This window comes from Pantoea sp. X-Soil-OKNW-556, assembly GCF_059730695.1.
In genome coordinates this window covers 3509930-3526452 of the sequence record NZ_AP035990.1, presented here as the reverse complement: position 1 = coordinate 3526452, position 16523 = coordinate 3509930, and the positions used below count along the sequence as shown (strand labels likewise).

The 16523-nt window shown below is 55.0% G+C and carries 11 protein-coding genes; 9 read left to right on the top strand and 2 right to left on the bottom strand.

Annotated features, from left to right (window positions below):
* Positions 1-9 precede the first annotated feature (9 nt).
* Complete coding sequence (gene barA, locus AC6I8T_RS16495) at positions 10-2736, bottom strand: two-component sensor histidine kinase BarA (protein WP_497834148.1); 2727 nt, start codon at positions 2734-2736, stop codon at positions 10-12.
* An 80-nt stretch (positions 2737-2816) separates the two neighbouring features.
* Here barA and rlmD point away from each other — a divergent pair, with 80 nt between their 5' ends.
* The 6 genes from rlmD to queE all read left to right on the top strand — a co-directional run bounded on the left by rlmD (position 2817) and on the right by queE (position 11506).
* Positions 2817-4133 (top strand): 23S rRNA (uracil(1939)-C(5))-methyltransferase RlmD, encoded by a 1317-nt coding sequence (rlmD, locus tag AC6I8T_RS16490; RefSeq protein WP_208723727.1) that lies wholly within the window; start codon positions 2817-2819, stop codon positions 4131-4133.
* 32 nt (positions 4134-4165) lie between these two features.
* Positions 4166-6397, top strand: a complete 2232-nt coding sequence (gene relA / locus AC6I8T_RS16485; protein WP_021184537.1) for a GTP diphosphokinase — start codon at positions 4166-4168, stop codon at positions 6395-6397.
* Positions 6398-6629: 232 nt separating this feature from the next.
* Positions 6630-7421, top strand: coding sequence for a nucleoside triphosphate pyrophosphohydrolase (mazG, locus tag AC6I8T_RS16480; RefSeq protein WP_208723728.1), 792 nt, complete (start codon positions 6630-6632; stop codon positions 7419-7421).
* Positions 7422-7675: 254 nt separating this feature from the next.
* On the top strand, positions 7676-9313 hold the full coding sequence (pyrG, locus tag AC6I8T_RS16475) for a glutamine hydrolyzing CTP synthase (RefSeq protein ID WP_036626558.1): 1638 nt from the start codon (positions 7676-7678) through the stop codon (positions 9311-9313).
* Positions 9314-9388: 75 nt separating this feature from the next.
* Positions 9389-10687, top strand: coding sequence for a phosphopyruvate hydratase (eno, locus tag AC6I8T_RS16470; RefSeq protein ID WP_013510243.1), 1299 nt, complete (start codon positions 9389-9391; stop codon positions 10685-10687).
* Positions 10688-10834: 147 nt separating this feature from the next.
* Entirely contained in the window at positions 10835-11506 is a 672-nt protein-coding gene (gene queE / locus AC6I8T_RS16465; protein ID WP_208723729.1) for a 7-carboxy-7-deazaguanine synthase QueE, read from the top strand.
* 85 nt (positions 11507-11591) lie between these two features.
* Here the strand turns inward: queE and queD are convergent, their stop codons facing one another.
* Positions 11592-11954, bottom strand: a complete 363-nt coding sequence (gene queD / locus AC6I8T_RS16460) for a 6-carboxytetrahydropterin synthase QueD (protein WP_190274667.1) — start codon at positions 11952-11954, stop codon at positions 11592-11594.
* A 292-nt stretch (positions 11955-12246) separates the two neighbouring features.
* Here queD and cysJ point away from each other — a divergent pair, with 292 nt between their 5' ends.
* Genes cysJ through AC6I8T_RS16445 form a run of 3 tightly spaced genes read left to right on the top strand, consistent with a single transcriptional unit; the run spans position 12247 to position 16507 of the window.
* Complete coding sequence (cysJ, locus tag AC6I8T_RS16455; RefSeq protein ID WP_208723730.1) at positions 12247-14052, top strand: NADPH-dependent assimilatory sulfite reductase flavoprotein subunit; 1806 nt, start codon at positions 12247-12249, stop codon at positions 14050-14052.
* Positions 14052-15776, top strand: coding sequence for an assimilatory sulfite reductase (NADPH) hemoprotein subunit (gene cysI / locus AC6I8T_RS16450; RefSeq protein ID WP_208723731.1), 1725 nt, complete (start codon positions 14052-14054; stop codon positions 15774-15776). Before cysJ ends, cysI begins: the two co-directional genes overlap by 1 nt.
* Positions 15773-16507 carry a phosphoadenylyl-sulfate reductase gene (locus AC6I8T_RS16445; protein ID WP_021184530.1) on the top strand — a complete coding sequence of 245 codons (735 nt, stop codon included), beginning with the start codon at positions 15773-15775 and terminating at the stop codon, positions 16505-16507. The genes cysI and AC6I8T_RS16445 overlap by 4 nt, the downstream gene beginning before the upstream one ends.
* The last annotated feature ends 16 nt before the right edge of the window (positions 16508-16523 follow it).

Below are 16523 nucleotides of genomic sequence, written 5' to 3'. Positions count from 1 at the left end.
ACGGGGGAATTATACCTGCAACAACGTGCGCGCTTCGCGTGCCACGTTTTCCATCTCGTCGCTCAACTCCAGCAATTCCGGCTCCAGCGCAGCAATATCACTTTCCTGATGCAGACTCTTTTCCAGTTGCCGACACAGTTCCTTCAAACGCGGTACGCCACTGTAGCTGGCGCTGCCATGTAGCTTGTGAATGATTTCGCGCAGCCCGGTCACATCGTTATTTTCCATACACTCTTCCACGCGCTGCGCCACTTCTGGCAGGAAATCCAGCAGCATCTGCAACAGATCGCGTGCGAGATCCTCTTTATGTGCTGCCTGGCGTAATGCCAACGCCCAATCCAGTGAAGGGGCCACCGCCGGGGCGGGTGAGCTGAGAGCGACGTTACGCGGCGCATAACGTTGCAGCAGTTGGCTGAGTTTATCCTCATCAATCGGCTTCGCCAGATAATCGTTCATCCCGGCATTGATCAACTGCTCGCGTTCGCCATCCAGCGCATGGGCAGTGACCGCCACAATCGGCGTTGCTGCATGCAACGGCAGGCTGCGGATAATCTCACTGGCGCGGATACCGTCAATCTCCGGCATTTGAATGTCCATGAGAATCACATCCAGCGGGCGCAGACGTGCCTGGCGAATCGCCTGTTCGGCGTTGTCGCACAGAATGATGTGTTCGACCTGTTCCTCCAGCAGGGCACCGATCAACTTCAGGTTGGCCGGATTGTCATCTACCGCCATCACCGTCAACGGTTGGCGTGCCCCACGCGGCAGGGCTTCGCGTTGTCGGCTGTGGAAGTCGAGCAGCATCGGTAACAGGCGTGTCAGCGATACCGGTTTGGTCAGGCAACCGGCAACGCCGCGGGCACGCAGTTCATCGGCATGCAACATCATTTCACTGGGGAGCGCCAGCAACACCGAATCGGCGCGGCTTAACAGGTGCGTGATCAGGTCATCCGGTAAGGCCGATGTGGTTTTGCCGTCAACCGGAAGCCCCATCAACAAGAGCGGGAAGTGGGCATCGCCCAATTCTTCCAGCGTGGCGGCATGATGTACCTGCAACGGGGTGCCGCTCAGCATCTCCAGTACCGCTTTTGCCACCGCCGGATGCGGCTCGATGTAGGCCAACAGGGAGGGACGCAAATCCTCCAGCGCACGCGGATGCGGGGGCGCATTCGGATTGAGATCCAGTTGGATATGAACCCAAAAGGTCGACCCTTCGCCCTGGCGGCTGTGGAAAGCGATTTCGCCACCCATTTCATGTACCAACTTCTGGGTGATCACCAGACCCAGTCCGGTGCCGCCGTGACGGCGCGAGATGCTGGCATCCGCCTGACGGAATGCCTGGAATAGCTGCGTTTGTTGTTGATCGGAAATACCAATGCCGGTGTCGTGCACCTGAATTTCCAGTGCGACACGCGTGGTGTTGGTATTGCGCAGTTCAACGCGCAGGTCGATATGCCCTTGTTCGGTAAACTTGATGGCGTTGCCGATCAGGTTAATCAGAATCTGTTGCAGGCGCAGGGGATCGCCAATGACATTGTCCGGCACCTGTTGTTCCAGGCAAACGGTGATTTCCAGCCCTTTCTCGTGAGCAGAAGGCGCCAGCAACACCAGGGTTTCATCCAGCGTGGCGCGCAGGGGGAAGGGGATCGACTCCAGCACCAGTTTGCCCGCTTCCAGCTTGGAGAAATCAAGAACGTCATTGATGATGCTCAACAGGTTGGCGGCGGAGCGCTCAATGGTGCTCATATAATCGCGCTGGTTGGTGCTAAGGCCGGTTTTCAGCATCTGGCGGGTGAAGCCAATCACCCCGTTCAACGGCGTGCGGAGTTCATGCGACATATTAGCCAGGAATTCGGATTTGATGCGCGCCGCTTCCTGGGCGCGTTTTTTCGCCAGATCCAGCTCGACGTTTTGGATCTCCAACTGCTCCAGCGTCTCCCGCAGGTCGTACGTTGCCTGGTCAATATTCTGCTGCATCTCTTCATGGTAGGCGGTCAGCGACATCGCCATCGCGTTGATACCGTTCTTCAGAATGCTCAGCTCGCCCAGCATGTAGCCTTCGACACGGCTGTCGAGCTGTCCCCGGCGAATGCGGTCCACGGTGGTGACCATATTACGAATCGGACCAGTGACGTCGCGCATCAGGCGGTAGGCGAACAGCATGGCGATACACAGGCAAAACAGCAGCAGCAGGGTGGCGACAAACACCTCTTTGTATTGCTCAAGACGTACTGATTGCAGATCCAGCTCGATCGCCACATAACCCAGCGGATTGCCGGTGGGCTTTGCATCTTCGCGCGGCAGTTCATCGACGGAATAGCGCTCCGACACGATCGGCGTGCGGAGCACCATCAGGTTGCCACGACGTTCAACCGAGACGCCATCTTCCAGCGTGGAGATATCCTCTTTCTGCACCAGACTGAGGTTCTGGTTGTTATTTGAGGTGACGTAGATGTGATTGTTGTTGTCGAAAACGGTAATCGCACGGACAATATCGGAATGTCGGCGATGCAGCAGGCTGACCAGTTCGCGTATCGCATCGCGGTTGTGCCATGTCATGCCATATTCGGCGGAAACCGCCAGCGGCTCGATAATGTTCGCACCCGCATCCTGGACCTGATGCTGCAATTCGTTATAGCGGTGAACCACGAAAAAAGTACTGAGCAACAGGCCAATCATCAGCGTTGGCGCCAGTATCAGGATCATCATTCGCGCCCGCAGGCTGTATTTGGTCATAATTAAGGCCTGGCGACTCCTGGCAAGTTTATCCCTGTGCAAACTGCACAACCCAATCAGAATAGAGAATTTACAACACTATGGCGCAATTTTACTCCGCAAAACAGCGGGTGACGACCAGGCAACGTATTACCGTCACTATCGAAGACCTTGATCCCTTTGGACAAGGTGTTGCGCGCCATAATGGCAAAGCGATGTTTGTCAGCGGTGCGCTACCCGGCGAGCAGGCTGAAGTGACGCTGTTGGAAGATAAACGCCAGTACGCGCGCGCAAAAGCTACGCGTATCACCAATCCCAGTGCAGAGCGAGTGGCACCGCGCTGCCCGCACTTTGGCGTGTGTGGCGGTTGCCAGCAACAGCATGTCTCGGTGGCGTTGCAGGAACAAAGCAAAGCCAAGGCGCTGGCAAGGATGCTGAGTCGTGACGCCCCTTTGCCGGTGCGCGTCGATGAAATTATCAGCGGCCACGCCTGGGGTTATCGTCGTCGCGCGCGCTTGGGGTTGCAGTGGCACCCAAAACAGCAGCGTTTGCAGATGGGGTTTCGCCAGGCGGCCAGCAATGATTTGGTGGAGTTGACGCAATGCCCCATTCTGGCGCCCGAACTTGAAGCGTTATTGCGGCCTCTGCACCACTGCCTCAGTGGCTTAAATGCGGTGAAACGTCTGGGCCATGTTGAACTGGTGCTGGCGGATAATGGCCCGCTGATGGTGCTGCGCCATCTTGATGCATTGTCCTCAGACGATCGTGCAAAACTGGAACGCTTTTCGCATGAACATGATTTGATGCTGTATCTCGCTGATGGTAGCGATGATCTGACAGCCCTGAAGCCTGATACGCCGTTTTATCGCTCATTCAACCTGCAACTGACCTTCAGCCCACAGGATTTTATTCAGGTGAATGATGGGGTGAATCAGCAAATGGTAGCGAAAGCCATCGACTGGCTCGACCTGAAGCCACAGGACCGGGTGCTGGATCTGTTTTGCGGCATGGGCAACTTCACATTGCCTATAGGAAAGTTCGTAGAAAATGCCGTTGGTGTGGAGGGCGTTGCAGCATTAGTACGGCAGGCAGCGTATAATGCAGACCTGAATAATCTGAAAAATGTCCGTTTTTTCCAGCATAACCTGGAGGAAGACGTTGCGCGCCAGGCATGGGCTGCGCAGGGATTTAATAAGGTGTTACTGGACCCGGCGCGTGCCGGGGCGGCGGGTGTGATGTCGCACATTGTTAAACTTGCGCCGGAACGCGTGGTCTATGTTTCTTGTAACCCGACAACACTTGCCCGCGACAGTCAGACATTACTGTCAGCGGGTTACCATTTGGAAAGGGTCGCGATGCTGGATATGTTCCCTCATACCAGCCATCTCGAATCCATGGTGCTGTTCAGCAAAACATAAGCGACACCTAAGTCGCTGTGGCAGGAGAGGATATGGTTGCGGTTAGAAGTGCGCATTTAAATACGGCGGGGGAGTTTGCCCTCGACCAGTGGATTGCCAGTTTGGGTATTGCTAACCCGCAATCCTGTCAGCGTCTGGCTGACACCTGGCGCTACTGTGAAGCCGAAACGCACGACCATCCTGATCAAGCTCTGCTGTTGTGGCGCGGTATCGAGATGGTGGAAATTCTCTCGATGCTGAGTATGGATATCGACAGCCTGCGTGCCGCGCTGATTTTCCCGCTGGCGAATGCCGACGTGGTCAGCGAAGAAGAGCTGGAGCAAACCGTCGGCAAAGGCATTGTTTCGCTGGTGCATGGCGTGCGCGATATGGATGCAATCCGTCAGCTGAAAGCGATCCATAACGACTCGATGGCCTCTGAACAGGTCGATAACGTGCGCCGTATGCTGCTGGCGATGGTGGAAGATTTCCGCTGCGTCGTCATCAAGCTGGCGGAACGTATCGCTCACCTGCGTGAAATGAAAGACGCGCCGGAAGATGAGCGCGTCCTCGCCGCGAAAGAAAGCACCAATATCTATGCGCCGCTGGCTAACCGCCTCGGTATCGGCCAGCTCAAATGGGAGCTGGAAGATTACTGCTTCCGCTATCTCCATCCCGATGAATACAAACGTATTGCTAAGCTGCTGCATGAGCGGCGTATCGATCGTGAACAGTACATCGAAAACTTTGTCGATAACCTGCGTAAAGAGATGCAGAAAGAGGGCGTGCGTGCTGAGGTGTATGGCCGTCCGAAACACATCTATAGCATCTGGCGCAAGATGCAGAAAAAATCGCTGGCGTTTGATGAGTTGTTCGACGTGCGCGCGGTGCGTATCGTCGCGGAACGTTTGCAGGACTGCTACGGTGCGCTGGGTACGGTGCATACCCTGTATCGTCACCTGCCCAGCGAGTTTGACGACTACGTCGCCAACCCGAAGCCTAATGGTTATCAGTCCATCCACACCGTGGTGCTGGGGCCGCAGGGCAAAACGGTAGAAATCCAGATTCGTACCCGTCAGATGCATGAAGATGCCGAGCTGGGTGTTGCGGCGCACTGGAAATACAAAGAAGGGCCGACCAGCAGCAATACACGCGGTGCGGCGGGCCATGAAGAACGTATCGCCTGGCTGCGTAAGTTAATCACCTGGCAGGAAGAGATGGCGGACTCTGGCGAGATGCTGGAAGAAGTGCGCAGTCAGGTGTTTGACGATCGCGTTTATGTCTTTACCCCGAAAGGGGATGTGGTGGACTTGCCTGCCGGTTCAACCCCGCTCGATTTCGCCTACCACATCCACAGCGATATCGGCCACCGCTGCATCGGCGCGAAAATTGGTGGGCGCATCGTGCCGTTCACCTATCAGTTGCAGATGGGCGACCAGGTTGAGGTGATCACCCAGAAGCAGCCAAACCCGAGTCGCGACTGGCTTAACCCGAACCTCGGCTATATCACGACCAGCCGTGGTCGTTCGAAGATTCACAACTGGTTCCGTAAGCAGGATCGCGACAAGAATATTATTGCTGGTCGCCAGATACTGGATACGGAGTTGACGCAGCTGGATATCAGCCTGCGTGAGGCGGAGAAACTGCTGCTGCCGCGCTATAACGTCACCTCGTTGGATGAGTTGCTGGCGGCGATTGGCGGTGGCGATATTCGCCTTAATCAGATGGTTAACTTCCTGCAAGGCAAGCTGAATAAGCCGAGCGCGGAAGAGGAAGATCGCGAAGCACTGCGCCAACTGACGCAGAAATCGTATACGCCGTCAGCGCGTAAAGAGAGCGGCCGCGTGGTGGTGGAAGGGGTCGGCAACCTGCTGCACCACATCGCTCGTTGCTGTCAGCCCATTCCGGGCGACGATATCGTCGGCTTTATTACTCAGGGACGTGGCATCTCGATCCACCGTGCCGATTGTGACCAGTTGGCTGAGCTGATCTCCCATGCGCCGGAGCGCATTGTCGATGCGGTGTGGGGCGAAAGTTATTCCAGTGGTTATTCGCTGGTGGTGCGTGTCACAGCGAACGACCGTAGCGGTCTGCTGCGTGATATCACCACGATTCTGGCGAATGAGAAGGTGAACGTGCTGGGCGTCTCCAGCCGCAGCGATACCCGCAAGCAACTGGCAACCATTGATATGGATATCGAGATCTATAACCAGCAGGTGCTGGGCCGCGTACTGGCTCGACTGAACCAGGTGCCGGATATTATCGACGCACGGCGGTTACACTAATTTTTCTCCTCACCTTAACCCTCACCCTAACCCTCTCCCGCAAGCGGGAGAGGGAACTGATCGAGCCGCACATCTCCCTCTCCCTTATGGGAGAGGGAACCGATCAGCCGCATATCTCCCTTTCCCTTATGGAAGAGGGAACCGATCAGCCGCATATCTCCCTCTCCCTTATGGGAGAGGGCCGGGGTGAGGGTAACCGACCGCACCCAACTTATTCTTAAAGGATCCGCCCATGAATGCCCTCCAACGCCTGCTCACCATCATGCAAACCCTGCGCGATCCGCAGCAAGGCTGCCCGTGGGATCGTCAGCAAACGTTCGCCTCTATCGCGCCTTATACGCTGGAAGAAACCTACGAAGTACTCGATGCCATCCAGCGTGAAGATTTTGATGATCTGCGTGGAGAATTAGGCGACCTGCTGTTCCAGGTGGTGTTTTACGCGCAAATGGCCAACGAGCAGCAGCGCTTTGATTTTGAAGATATCTGCAACGCTATCAGCGATAAACTCGAACGCCGTCATCCGCACATCTTTGGCGATGTCAAAGCGGAGGACGCGCAGGAGGTGCTGAAAAACTGGGAAGCCATCAAACATAGCGAGCGTGCGGAAAAAGCACAGCATTCGGCGCTGGATGATATCCCTAAAGCGCTGCCCGCGTTGATGCGTGCGCACAAAATCCAGAAACGTTGCAGCAACGTCGGTTTCGACTGGAATAGCCTGGGGCCGGTGCTGGATAAAGTGCATGAAGAGATTGACGAAGTGATGCATGAAGCGCAGCAGGCGGTGGTCGACAGTGACAAACTTGAGGAAGAAATCGGCGATTTATTATTCGCTACGGTAAATCTTTCTCGCCATCTTGGCAGCAAAGCGGAAGTGGCGCTACAGAAGGCCAACGACAAATTTGAACGCCGTTTTCGCCAGGTGGAAACGTTGATTGGCGCGCAGGGGATGGCGATGAGTGACGCCACGCTGGAGCAGATGGAAGAAGCCTGGCAACAGGTGAAACTCAGTGAGAACAAGGAGTAACATGATCCGCTGCGATTTGTTGATTATTCCAGCGTTGTGCATAAAATCGCCGCTTGAGCTTACTCGATTCAGCCATGCGGTGACTTTGTGACGTGCGTCAACATTTCAACCCTGGCTATCCGCTATGTTACCCGCTGCACTGCGTAGGAGGAGAGGGTGGTGATTGATCAATTGTGGCAGGTGACGACTTCAGGTATACTGTTTTCCCGTCCTGGTTATTCCACCGTCTTTAAACCTAAACTCTCAGGTTCAGCATGACAACGAACTATATTTTTGTGACCGGCGGGGTCGTTTCCTCTCTGGGGAAAGGCATTGCCGCAGCCTCCCTCGCAGCCATCCTTGAAGCGCGTGGTCTGAATGTGACCATCATGAAACTCGATCCGTATATCAACGTCGATCCGGGTACCATGAGCCCAACTCAGCACGGTGAAGTTTTTGTCACCGATGACGGGGCCGAAACCGATCTGGATTTGGGTCACTATGAGCGCTTCATTCGTACCAAAATGACGCGTCGCAACAACTTTACGACCGGTCGTATCTACTCAGAAGTGCTGCGCAAAGAGCGTCGTGGCGACTATCTGGGCGCGACCATTCAGGTTATCCCACACATCACCAACGCCATCAAAGAACGCATCATTGAAGGTGGCGAAGGTCACGACGTCGTTCTGGTGGAAATCGGCGGCACCGTGGGGGATATCGAGTCACTGCCGTTCCTCGAAGCGATTCGCCAGATGGCGGTCGATGTGGGCCGTGAACACACCATGTATATGCACCTGACGCTGGTGCCGTACATGGCTGCCGCAGGCGAAGTAAAAACCAAGCCAACGCAGCACTCGGTAAAAGAACTGCTCTCCATCGGGATTCAGCCGGATGTGTTGATCTGCCGTTCTGACCGCGCCGTACCGGCTAACGAACGCGCCAAAATCGCGCTGTTCTGTAACGTTCCGGAAAAAGCGGTTATTTCACTGAAAGATGTCGACTCCATCTACAAGATCCCGGGTTTGTTGAAATCACAGGGTCTGGATGACTACATCTGCAAACGCTTCAACCTGAATGCCCCGGAAGCCAACCTGGCCGAGTGGGAGCAGGTGATTTACGAAGAAGCTAATCCGGGCGGCGAAGTGACCATCGGTATGGTCGGCAAATATGTCGAACTGCCGGATGCCTACAAATCCGTGATTGAAGCGCTGAAACACGGCGGCCTGAAAAACCGCGTCACCGTTAACATCAAGCTGATCGATTCGCAGGATGTTGAAACGCGTGGTGTCGAATTACTGAAAGATCTGGATGCTATCCTGATTCCGGGTGGCTTTGGCTACCGTGGGGTGGAAGGCAAACTGATGACCGCGCAATACGCGCGTGAAAACAACGTGCCTTACCTCGGTATCTGCTTGGGAATGCAGGTTGCACTGATGGAATTTGCCCGCAATGTGGCGGGTATGGCTGGCGCCAACTCAACTGAATTTGTGCCAGACTGTAAGTACCCGGTGGTTGCGCTGATCACCGAATGGCGTGACGAAGAAGGCAACGTCGAAGTGCGTAGCGAGCAGAGCGATCTGGGCGGCACCATGCGTCTGGGTAGCCAGCAGTGTCAGCTTACGCCGGAAAGCAAAGTACGCCAGCTGTACGGCTCAGACGTGATCACTGAACGTCACCGCCACCGTTATGAAGTAAACAATATGCTGTTGAAGCAGATTGAAGCGGCGGGTCTGCGCATTGCGGGCCGTTCCGGTGACGATCAACTGGTCGAAATCATTGAGATTCCAAACCACCCGTGGTTTGTGGCCTGTCAGTTCCACCCGGAATTCACGTCGACCCCGCGCGATGGTCATCCACTGTTTGCTGGCTTTGTTAAAGCGGCGCAGGAATACCAGAAGCGGTTAGCGAAGTAAGTTTCACGAGCAGCGCGCGAAGTTTTCGCGCGTTGTTTGTCTTAGGATTGACTAACTTGTACTGAGGAAAATCGAATGTCCAAAATCGTAAAAGTCATCGGTCGCGAAATTATCGACTCCCGTGGCAACCCGACTGTAGAAGCAGAAGTGCATCTGGAAGGTGGTTTCGTTGGTCTGGCTGCTGCCCCGTCAGGTGCATCAACCGGTTCTCGCGAAGCGCTGGAGCTGCGTGACGGTGACAAATCTCGTTTCCTGGGCAAAGGCGTGACCAAAGCGGTTGCGGCGGTTAACGGTCCGATCGCTGACGCGGTAAAAGGCAAAGATGCCAAAGACCAGGCGAACATCGATAAGATCATGATCGAGCTGGACGGTACTGAGAACAAATCCAACTTCGGTGCAAACGCCATTCTGGCCGTTTCTCTGGCTGCGGCAAAAGCGGCTGCGGCTTCTAAAGGTCAGCCGCTGTATGAGCACATCGCTGAACTGAACGGCACCCCGGGCAAATACTCTATGCCGCTGCCAATGATGAACATCATCAACGGTGGTGAGCACGCTGACAACAACGTCGACATCCAGGAATTCATGATTCAGCCGGTTGGCGCGAAGACTGTAAAAGAAGCCATCCGTATGGGTTCTGAAGTTTTCCATCACCTGGCGAAAGTGCTGAAAAGCAAAGGCATGAACACCGCAGTGGGTGACGAAGGTGGCTACGCGCCGAACCTGGGTTCTAACGCCGAAGCCCTGGCTGTTATCGCGGAAGCGGTAAAAGCAGCAGGCTATGAGCTGGGCAAAGACATCACCCTGGCGATGGACTGCGCGGCATCTGAATTCTACAAAGACGGTAAATACGTGCTGGCCGGTGAAGGTGGTAAAGCATTCACCTCTGAAGAGTTCACTCACTTCCTGGAAGATCTGACCAAACAGTACCCGATCGTCTCTATCGAAGACGGTCTGGACGAGTCTGACTGGGCGGGCTTTGCTTACCAGACCAAAGTACTGGGCGACAAAATCCAGCTGGTTGGTGACGACCTGTTCGTAACCAACACCAAGATCCTGAAAGAAGGTATCGAGAAAGGCATCGCTAACTCCATCCTGATCAAATTCAACCAGATCGGTTCTCTGACCGAAACTCTGGCTGCTATCAAGATGGCAAAAGACGCAGGCTACACCGCGGTGATCTCTCACCGTTCAGGTGAAACCGAAGATGCAACCATCGCTGACCTGGCGGTAGGTACTGCGGCTGGCCAGATCAAAACCGGTTCAATGAGCCGTTCTGACCGCGTTGCTAAATACAACCAGCTGATTCGTATCGAAGAAGCGCTGGGTGCTAAAGCACCTTTCAACGGTCTGAAAGAAGTTAAAGGCCAGGCGTAATCGCCTGCTGATGCTGCCGTAAGGCAGTGTCGCCTGTTGCTAAGCCCCGCTTCGGCGGGGCTTTTGCATTTTTGACGTAAAGCCGCTGTTGTTACCGGTGACAGATCTGCCATAATCTGCGCCTTGAATGAGTGAAGTGAGTAAAAAATGTACTACCCGATTAACGAAATGTTCCAGACACTACAGGGCGAAGGTTTTTACACGGGCGTTCCGGCGCTGTTCATCCGTTTGCAGGGATGTCCGGTCGGCTGTAGCTGGTGTGATACCAAACATACCTGGGATAAGCTGGCAGATCGGGAGACCTCGCTTGGTGACATTCTGGTCAAAACAGTGGAAAGCGACGCCTGGGGCAACGCTGACCCGGCGATGCTGCTGGAGACGATTCAGCGCCAGGGTTGGACGGCACGCCACATTGTGATCACCGGTGGTGAACCGGCCATCTACGATTTACGCCCACTGACCAGCGCACTGGAAGCAGCGGGCTTTGCCTGCCAGATTGAAACCAGTGGTACCCATGAAATTCGTTGTTCCGACGCTACCTGGGTGACGGTTTCACCTAAGGTGAATATGCGCGGTGGCTATGATGTGCTGCCGCAGGCGATGCAGCGGGCTGATGAAATTAAACATCCGGTGGCGCGCGTGCGGGATATTGAAGCGCTGGATGCGCTGCTGGCGGGATTGCATGACGAGAAACCGCGTATTATCGCGTTACAGCCGATCAGCCGGGGTGATGCGGCGACCAAACTGTGCATTGAAACCTGCATCGCCCGTAACTGGCGTTTGTCGATGCAGACTCACAAATATCTCAATATTGCCTGATGACACCCGTAGCGGCGCGATTTATCGCGCATCTTTGGGCCGCAGCGCCAATGCAAAAGCGCGATAAATCGCGCCGCTACGATTTCTAGCCGCGATAGACACAACCTGCGGTGCAGGTTTCTTTGATCATCACAGCGCTCAATTCTGGCAGAATCGGTTTCATCTCATCCCAAATCCATTTTGCCAGCACTTCACTGGTGGGATTCTCCAGACCGGGAATGTCATTCAGATAGTGATGATCGAGGCGATCATAGAGCGGTGCAAAGGCCGCTTTCAATTCTGCAAAATCCATAACCCAACCGGTATAAGCATCCACTTCCCCGGTAATTTCCAGCCGCACCAGAAAGGAGTGGCCGTGCAAACGACCGCATTTATGCCCCTCAGGTACATGAGGTAAGCGGTGCGCCGCTTCAAACTGGAACTCTTTAAACAACGTGGTAGACATAATGGCCTCAACATAAAATCCGCTGAAGTCTACCTGAAATACAGATTTTTAGCACCCGTTACCGCTGAACAGGGCATTTTACGCACTCAGCCTGACGAAGCGATAAATTAACTCGTTGAATATAAATTGCTTTATTTACCACTTTTGCTGGTTAGCATTACCCGAAAAACCACTTAGTCATTTTGGTTATTTATTATGTCGAAGCTTTATTTAATCGTTAATATACGGGCCGGTAACCTATTCACTCTTCCGCCATTTTACGGTCCGGACTTCTGATACTGGAATTTTTAACGCGATGACGACTCAGGCACCCCCAGGTTCACTGCTGCCGCTAACCCCGGAGCAACTCGCGCGCTTACAGGCAGCGACTACCGATTTCTCTACCACCCAAATGGCATGGCTTTCGGGTTATTTCTGGGGCATGGTCAACCAGACGCCTGGTGCCGTTGCCACACCGGCACCGGTGCAGGCCGAGGCGCCGACCATCCTGTTGATCTCCGCATCGCAAACCGGCAATGCCCGTCGCCTGGCGGAACATCTGCGTGATGACCTGCTGGCGGCAAAACTGAACGTCAATCTGGTCAATGCCGGTGACTACAAATTTAAACAAATCGGCCAGGAAAAACTGCTGGTGGTGGTGACCTCCACCCAGGGCGAAGGTGAGCCACCTGAAGAAGCAGTGGCGTTACATAAATTCCTGATGTCGAAAAAAGCGCCGACCCTGAACGGCGCCGCCTTTGCCGTATTCGGCCTGGGCGACACCTCCTACGAATTCTTCAGCAAAGCCGGTAAGGATTTCGACAGCCGTCTGGCTGAACTGGGCGCAGAACGTTTGCTGGATCGCGTCGATGCCGATGTGGAATATGCGGAGCAGGCAAGCGCCTGGCGTAAGCAGCTCACCGACATCCTCAAAGCGCGAGTGCCGAGCGAAGCGCCAGCCGTGGCAGCAGTAACCGCTGCGGGTAGCATTAATGAAATCCACAGCAGCCCCTACAGCAAAGAAGCTCCGCTGACTGCCAGCTTTGCCGTAAACCAGAAAATTACTGGCCGTGATTCCGATAAAGATGTACGTCATATCGAAATCGATCTCGGTGATTCCGGTCTGCGTTACCAGCCGGGCGATGCCCTCGGTGTCTGGTTTGAAAACGATCCGGCGCTGGTTAAAGAGTTGCTGGAATTGTTGTGGCTGAAAGGCGATGAGCCGGTGACGATCCACGGTGAGACCTTGCCGCTGGCGGAGGCACTGCAACGTCATTTTGAGCTGACGGTTAATACACCGCAGATCGTTGAACACTACGCCGCGTTGTCACGTAACGACGCGCTGCTGGCGCTGGTTGGTGATAAGCCGAAACTCCAGCACTACGCACAGAGCCTGCCGATTGTCGATATGGTGCGTCAGGCTCCGACTGAATTGAATGCAGAACAGTTGACCAGCCTGTTGCGTCCTTTGACGCCACGCCTCTACTCCATCGCCTCTTCGCAGGCCGAGAACGAGACTGAAGTGCATATCACGGTGGGTGCGGTGCGCTACGAGATTGAGGGACGTCAGCGTGGTGGCGGTGCTTCCACCTGGCTGGCGGATCGTCTGGAAGAAGACAGTGACATCCGGGTGTTTATCGAACATAACGATAACTTCCGTCTGCCTGCCAACCCGGAAACCCCGGTGATTATGATCGGTCCGGGCACCGGTATTGCGCCGTTCCGCGCTTTTATGCAGCAGCGCGATAATGAGGGTGCAGGCGGTAAAAACTGGTTGTTCTTCGGCAACCCACACTTCACCGACGATTTCCTGTATCAGGTTGAATGGCAGAAGTATGTCAAAGACGGCTTGCTGACCAATATCGACCTTGCCTGGTCGCGCGATCAGGCGGAGAAGATTTACGTACAAGATAAGATCCGCGCTAAAGGTGCGGAAGTGTGGCGCTGGATCGAAGAGGGCGCACACCTTTACGTCTGCGGCGACGCCAATCGCATGGCGAAAGACGTTGAGCAGGCATTACTGGATGTGGTGGTCGAGCACGGTGCAATGGATCGTGAAACGGCTGACGAGTTTTTAAGTGAGCTGCGCATTGAGCGCCGTTATCAGCGAGACGTTTACTAATGAGTGAAAAACACCCTGGACCGCTGGTCGTTGAAGGCAAGCTTGTTGACGCCGAGCGTCTGAAAAAACAAAGCAACTATCTGCGCGGCACCATTCTCGAAGATCTCGACGATGGCCTGACCGGTGGCTTTAACGGCGATAACTTCCTGCTGATCCGTTTCCACGGCATGTACCAGCAGGATGATCGTGATATCCGTGCGGAACGTGCGGCGCAGAAACTCGAACCGCGTCATGCCATGATGCTGCGCTGCCGCCTGCCGGGCGGCATCATCACGCCAACCCAGTGGCTGGCGATTGATAAGTTTGCCACCGAAAAAACCATTTATGGCAGCATCCGCCTGACCAACCGCCAGACGTTCCAGTTCCACGGCATTCTGAAGAAGAACGTGAAACCGACGCATCAGATGCTGCATGAAGTGGGTCTCGATGCGTTAGCAACGGCCAACGACGTAAACCGTAACGTGCTCTGTACCTCGAACCCGGTGGAGTCGGCGCTGCATCAGGAAGCTTACGAGTGGGCGAAAAAACTGTCGGAGCATCTGCTGCCGAAAACGCGCGCCTATGCTGAGATCTGGTGGGATCAGGAGAAGGTTGCCACCACCGATGAGGAGCCGATCCTCGGTGAAACTTACCTACCACGTAAGTTCAAAACCACGGTGGTGATCCCGCCGCATAACGACGTGGATCTGCACGCTAACGATCTCAACTTCATCGCCATCGCCGAGAAGGGCAAACTGGTGGGCTTTAACCTGCTGGTGGGCGGTGGCCTGTCGATCGATCACGGTAACAAAGCCACCTATGCGCGCACCGCCAGCGAGTTTGGTTTCCTGCCGGTGGAGAAGATCCTTGATGTCGCGGCGGCGGTGGTGACCACCCAGCGTGACTGGGGCAATCGTACCGATCGTAAAAACGCCAAAACCAAATACACGCTGGAGCGCGTGGGCGTGGAAACCTTTAAAGCTGAAGTGGAAAAACGTGCCGGTATCACTTTCGGTCCGACGCGTCCGTACGAATTCACTAGCCGTGGCGATCGTATTGGCTGGATCAAAGGCGTCGATAAGAAGTGGCACCTGACGCTGTTTATTGAAAACGGCCGTCTGCTGGATTATCCGGGCCGTCCACTGAAGCGCGGCATTGCCGAAATCGCCAAAGTACATCAGGGCGATTTCCGCCTCACCGCTAACCAAAACCTGATTGTGGCGGGCGTGCCGGAGAAACAGAAAGCGCAGATTGAAGCCATTGCTCGTGAACACGGTTTGATGGAGCAGGTGACGCCGCAGCGTGAAAACTCGATGGCCTGTGTATCTTTCCCAACTTGTCCGCTGGCGATGGCTGAAGCCGAGCGTTTCCTGCCTTCATTTGTGACCAGGGTCGAAGAGATCATGCACGGCCACGGCGTGGGTGATGAGCACATAGTGTTACGCGTTACCGGTTGTCCTAACGGCTGTGGCCGTGCCATGCTGGCCGAAATCGGTCTGGTGGGTAAAGCACCAGGTCGTTACAACCTGCATATTGGCGGCAACCGCATCGGCACCCGTATTCCGCGCATGTATCGAGAGAACATCACCGAAGGGGAGATCCTCGCCAGCATTGATGAGCTGGTTGGACGCTGGGCGAAAGAGCGTAACGGTGAAGAAGGTTTTGGCGACTTCGTGATTCGCGCGGGCATCGTGAAGCCAGTGGTTGACCCCGCCCGTGATTTTTGGGACCCGGAGGCAGTATGACGGTACTCGATCTCGCAGCACTGAATGATTTACCCAAAATTGATCGTGTGATGGCGCTGGCGGAAACCAACGCGCAGCTGGAAAAACAATCGGCAGAAGAGCGTCTGGGCTGGGCACTGAAGCAGTTGCCTGGCGCGTTTGTGCTGTCCTCCAGCTTTGGTATTCAGGCGGCGGTGTTGCTGCATATGGTGACGCAACAACAGCCGGATATTCCGGTGATCCTCACGGATACCGGTTATCTGTTCCCGGAAACCTATCGCTTTATCGATGAACTGACCGATAAGCTCAACCTGAATCTCCAGGTGTTCCGTGCGGAAACCTCACCGGCCTGGCAGGAAGCACGCTACGGCAAGTTGTGGGAGCAGGGCGTCGAAGGGATCGAGAAATACAACCAAATCAACAAAGTGGAACCGATGAACCGCGCGCTGGAAACGTTAGGAGCGCAAACCTGGTTTGCGGGTCTGCGGCGCGATCAGTCCGGCAGCCGCGCGCATTTGCCGGTGCTGGCGATTCAGCGTGGCGTATTTAAAGTGCTGCCGATTATCGACTGGGATAACCGCCAGGTACATCAGTACCTGAAACAGCATGGCCTGAAATACCATCCATTGTGGGACGAAGGCTATCTGTCTGTCGGAGATACGCATACCACCAAGAAGTGGGAGCCGGGGATGGCGGAAGAGGAAACACGTTTCTTTGGGCTGAAGCGCGAGTGCGGCCTTCACGAAGGTTAATCTTCTCACCGTAGCG

What these genes read in the sequence shown, in the direction of transcription:
- cysJ (WP_208723730.1), top strand. Translation starts at nt 12,247, where the DNA reads ATGACGACTCAGGCACCCCCAGGTTCACTGCTGCCGCTAACCCCGGAG.
- eno (WP_013510243.1), top strand. Translation starts at nt 9,389, where the DNA reads ATGTCCAAAATCGTAAAAGTCATCGGTCGCGAAATTATCGACTCCCGT.
- cysI (WP_208723731.1), top strand. Translation starts at nt 14,052, where the DNA reads ATGAGTGAAAAACACCCTGGACCGCTGGTCGTTGAAGGCAAGCTTGTT.
- relA (WP_021184537.1), top strand. Translation starts at nt 4,166, where the DNA reads ATGGTTGCGGTTAGAAGTGCGCATTTAAATACGGCGGGGGAGTTTGCC.
- barA (WP_497834148.1), bottom strand. Translation starts at nt 2,736, where the DNA reads ATGACCAAATACAGCCTGCGGGCGCGAATGATGATCCTGATACTGGCG.
- pyrG (WP_036626558.1), top strand. Translation starts at nt 7,676, where the DNA reads ATGACAACGAACTATATTTTTGTGACCGGCGGGGTCGTTTCCTCTCTG.
- mazG (WP_208723728.1), top strand. Translation starts at nt 6,630, where the DNA reads ATGAATGCCCTCCAACGCCTGCTCACCATCATGCAAACCCTGCGCGAT.
- queE (WP_208723729.1), top strand. Translation starts at nt 10,835, where the DNA reads ATGTACTACCCGATTAACGAAATGTTCCAGACACTACAGGGCGAAGGT.
- rlmD (WP_208723727.1), top strand. Translation starts at nt 2,817, where the DNA reads ATGGCGCAATTTTACTCCGCAAAACAGCGGGTGACGACCAGGCAACGT.
- AC6I8T_RS16445 (WP_021184530.1), top strand. Translation starts at nt 15,773, where the DNA reads ATGACGGTACTCGATCTCGCAGCACTGAATGATTTACCCAAAATTGAT.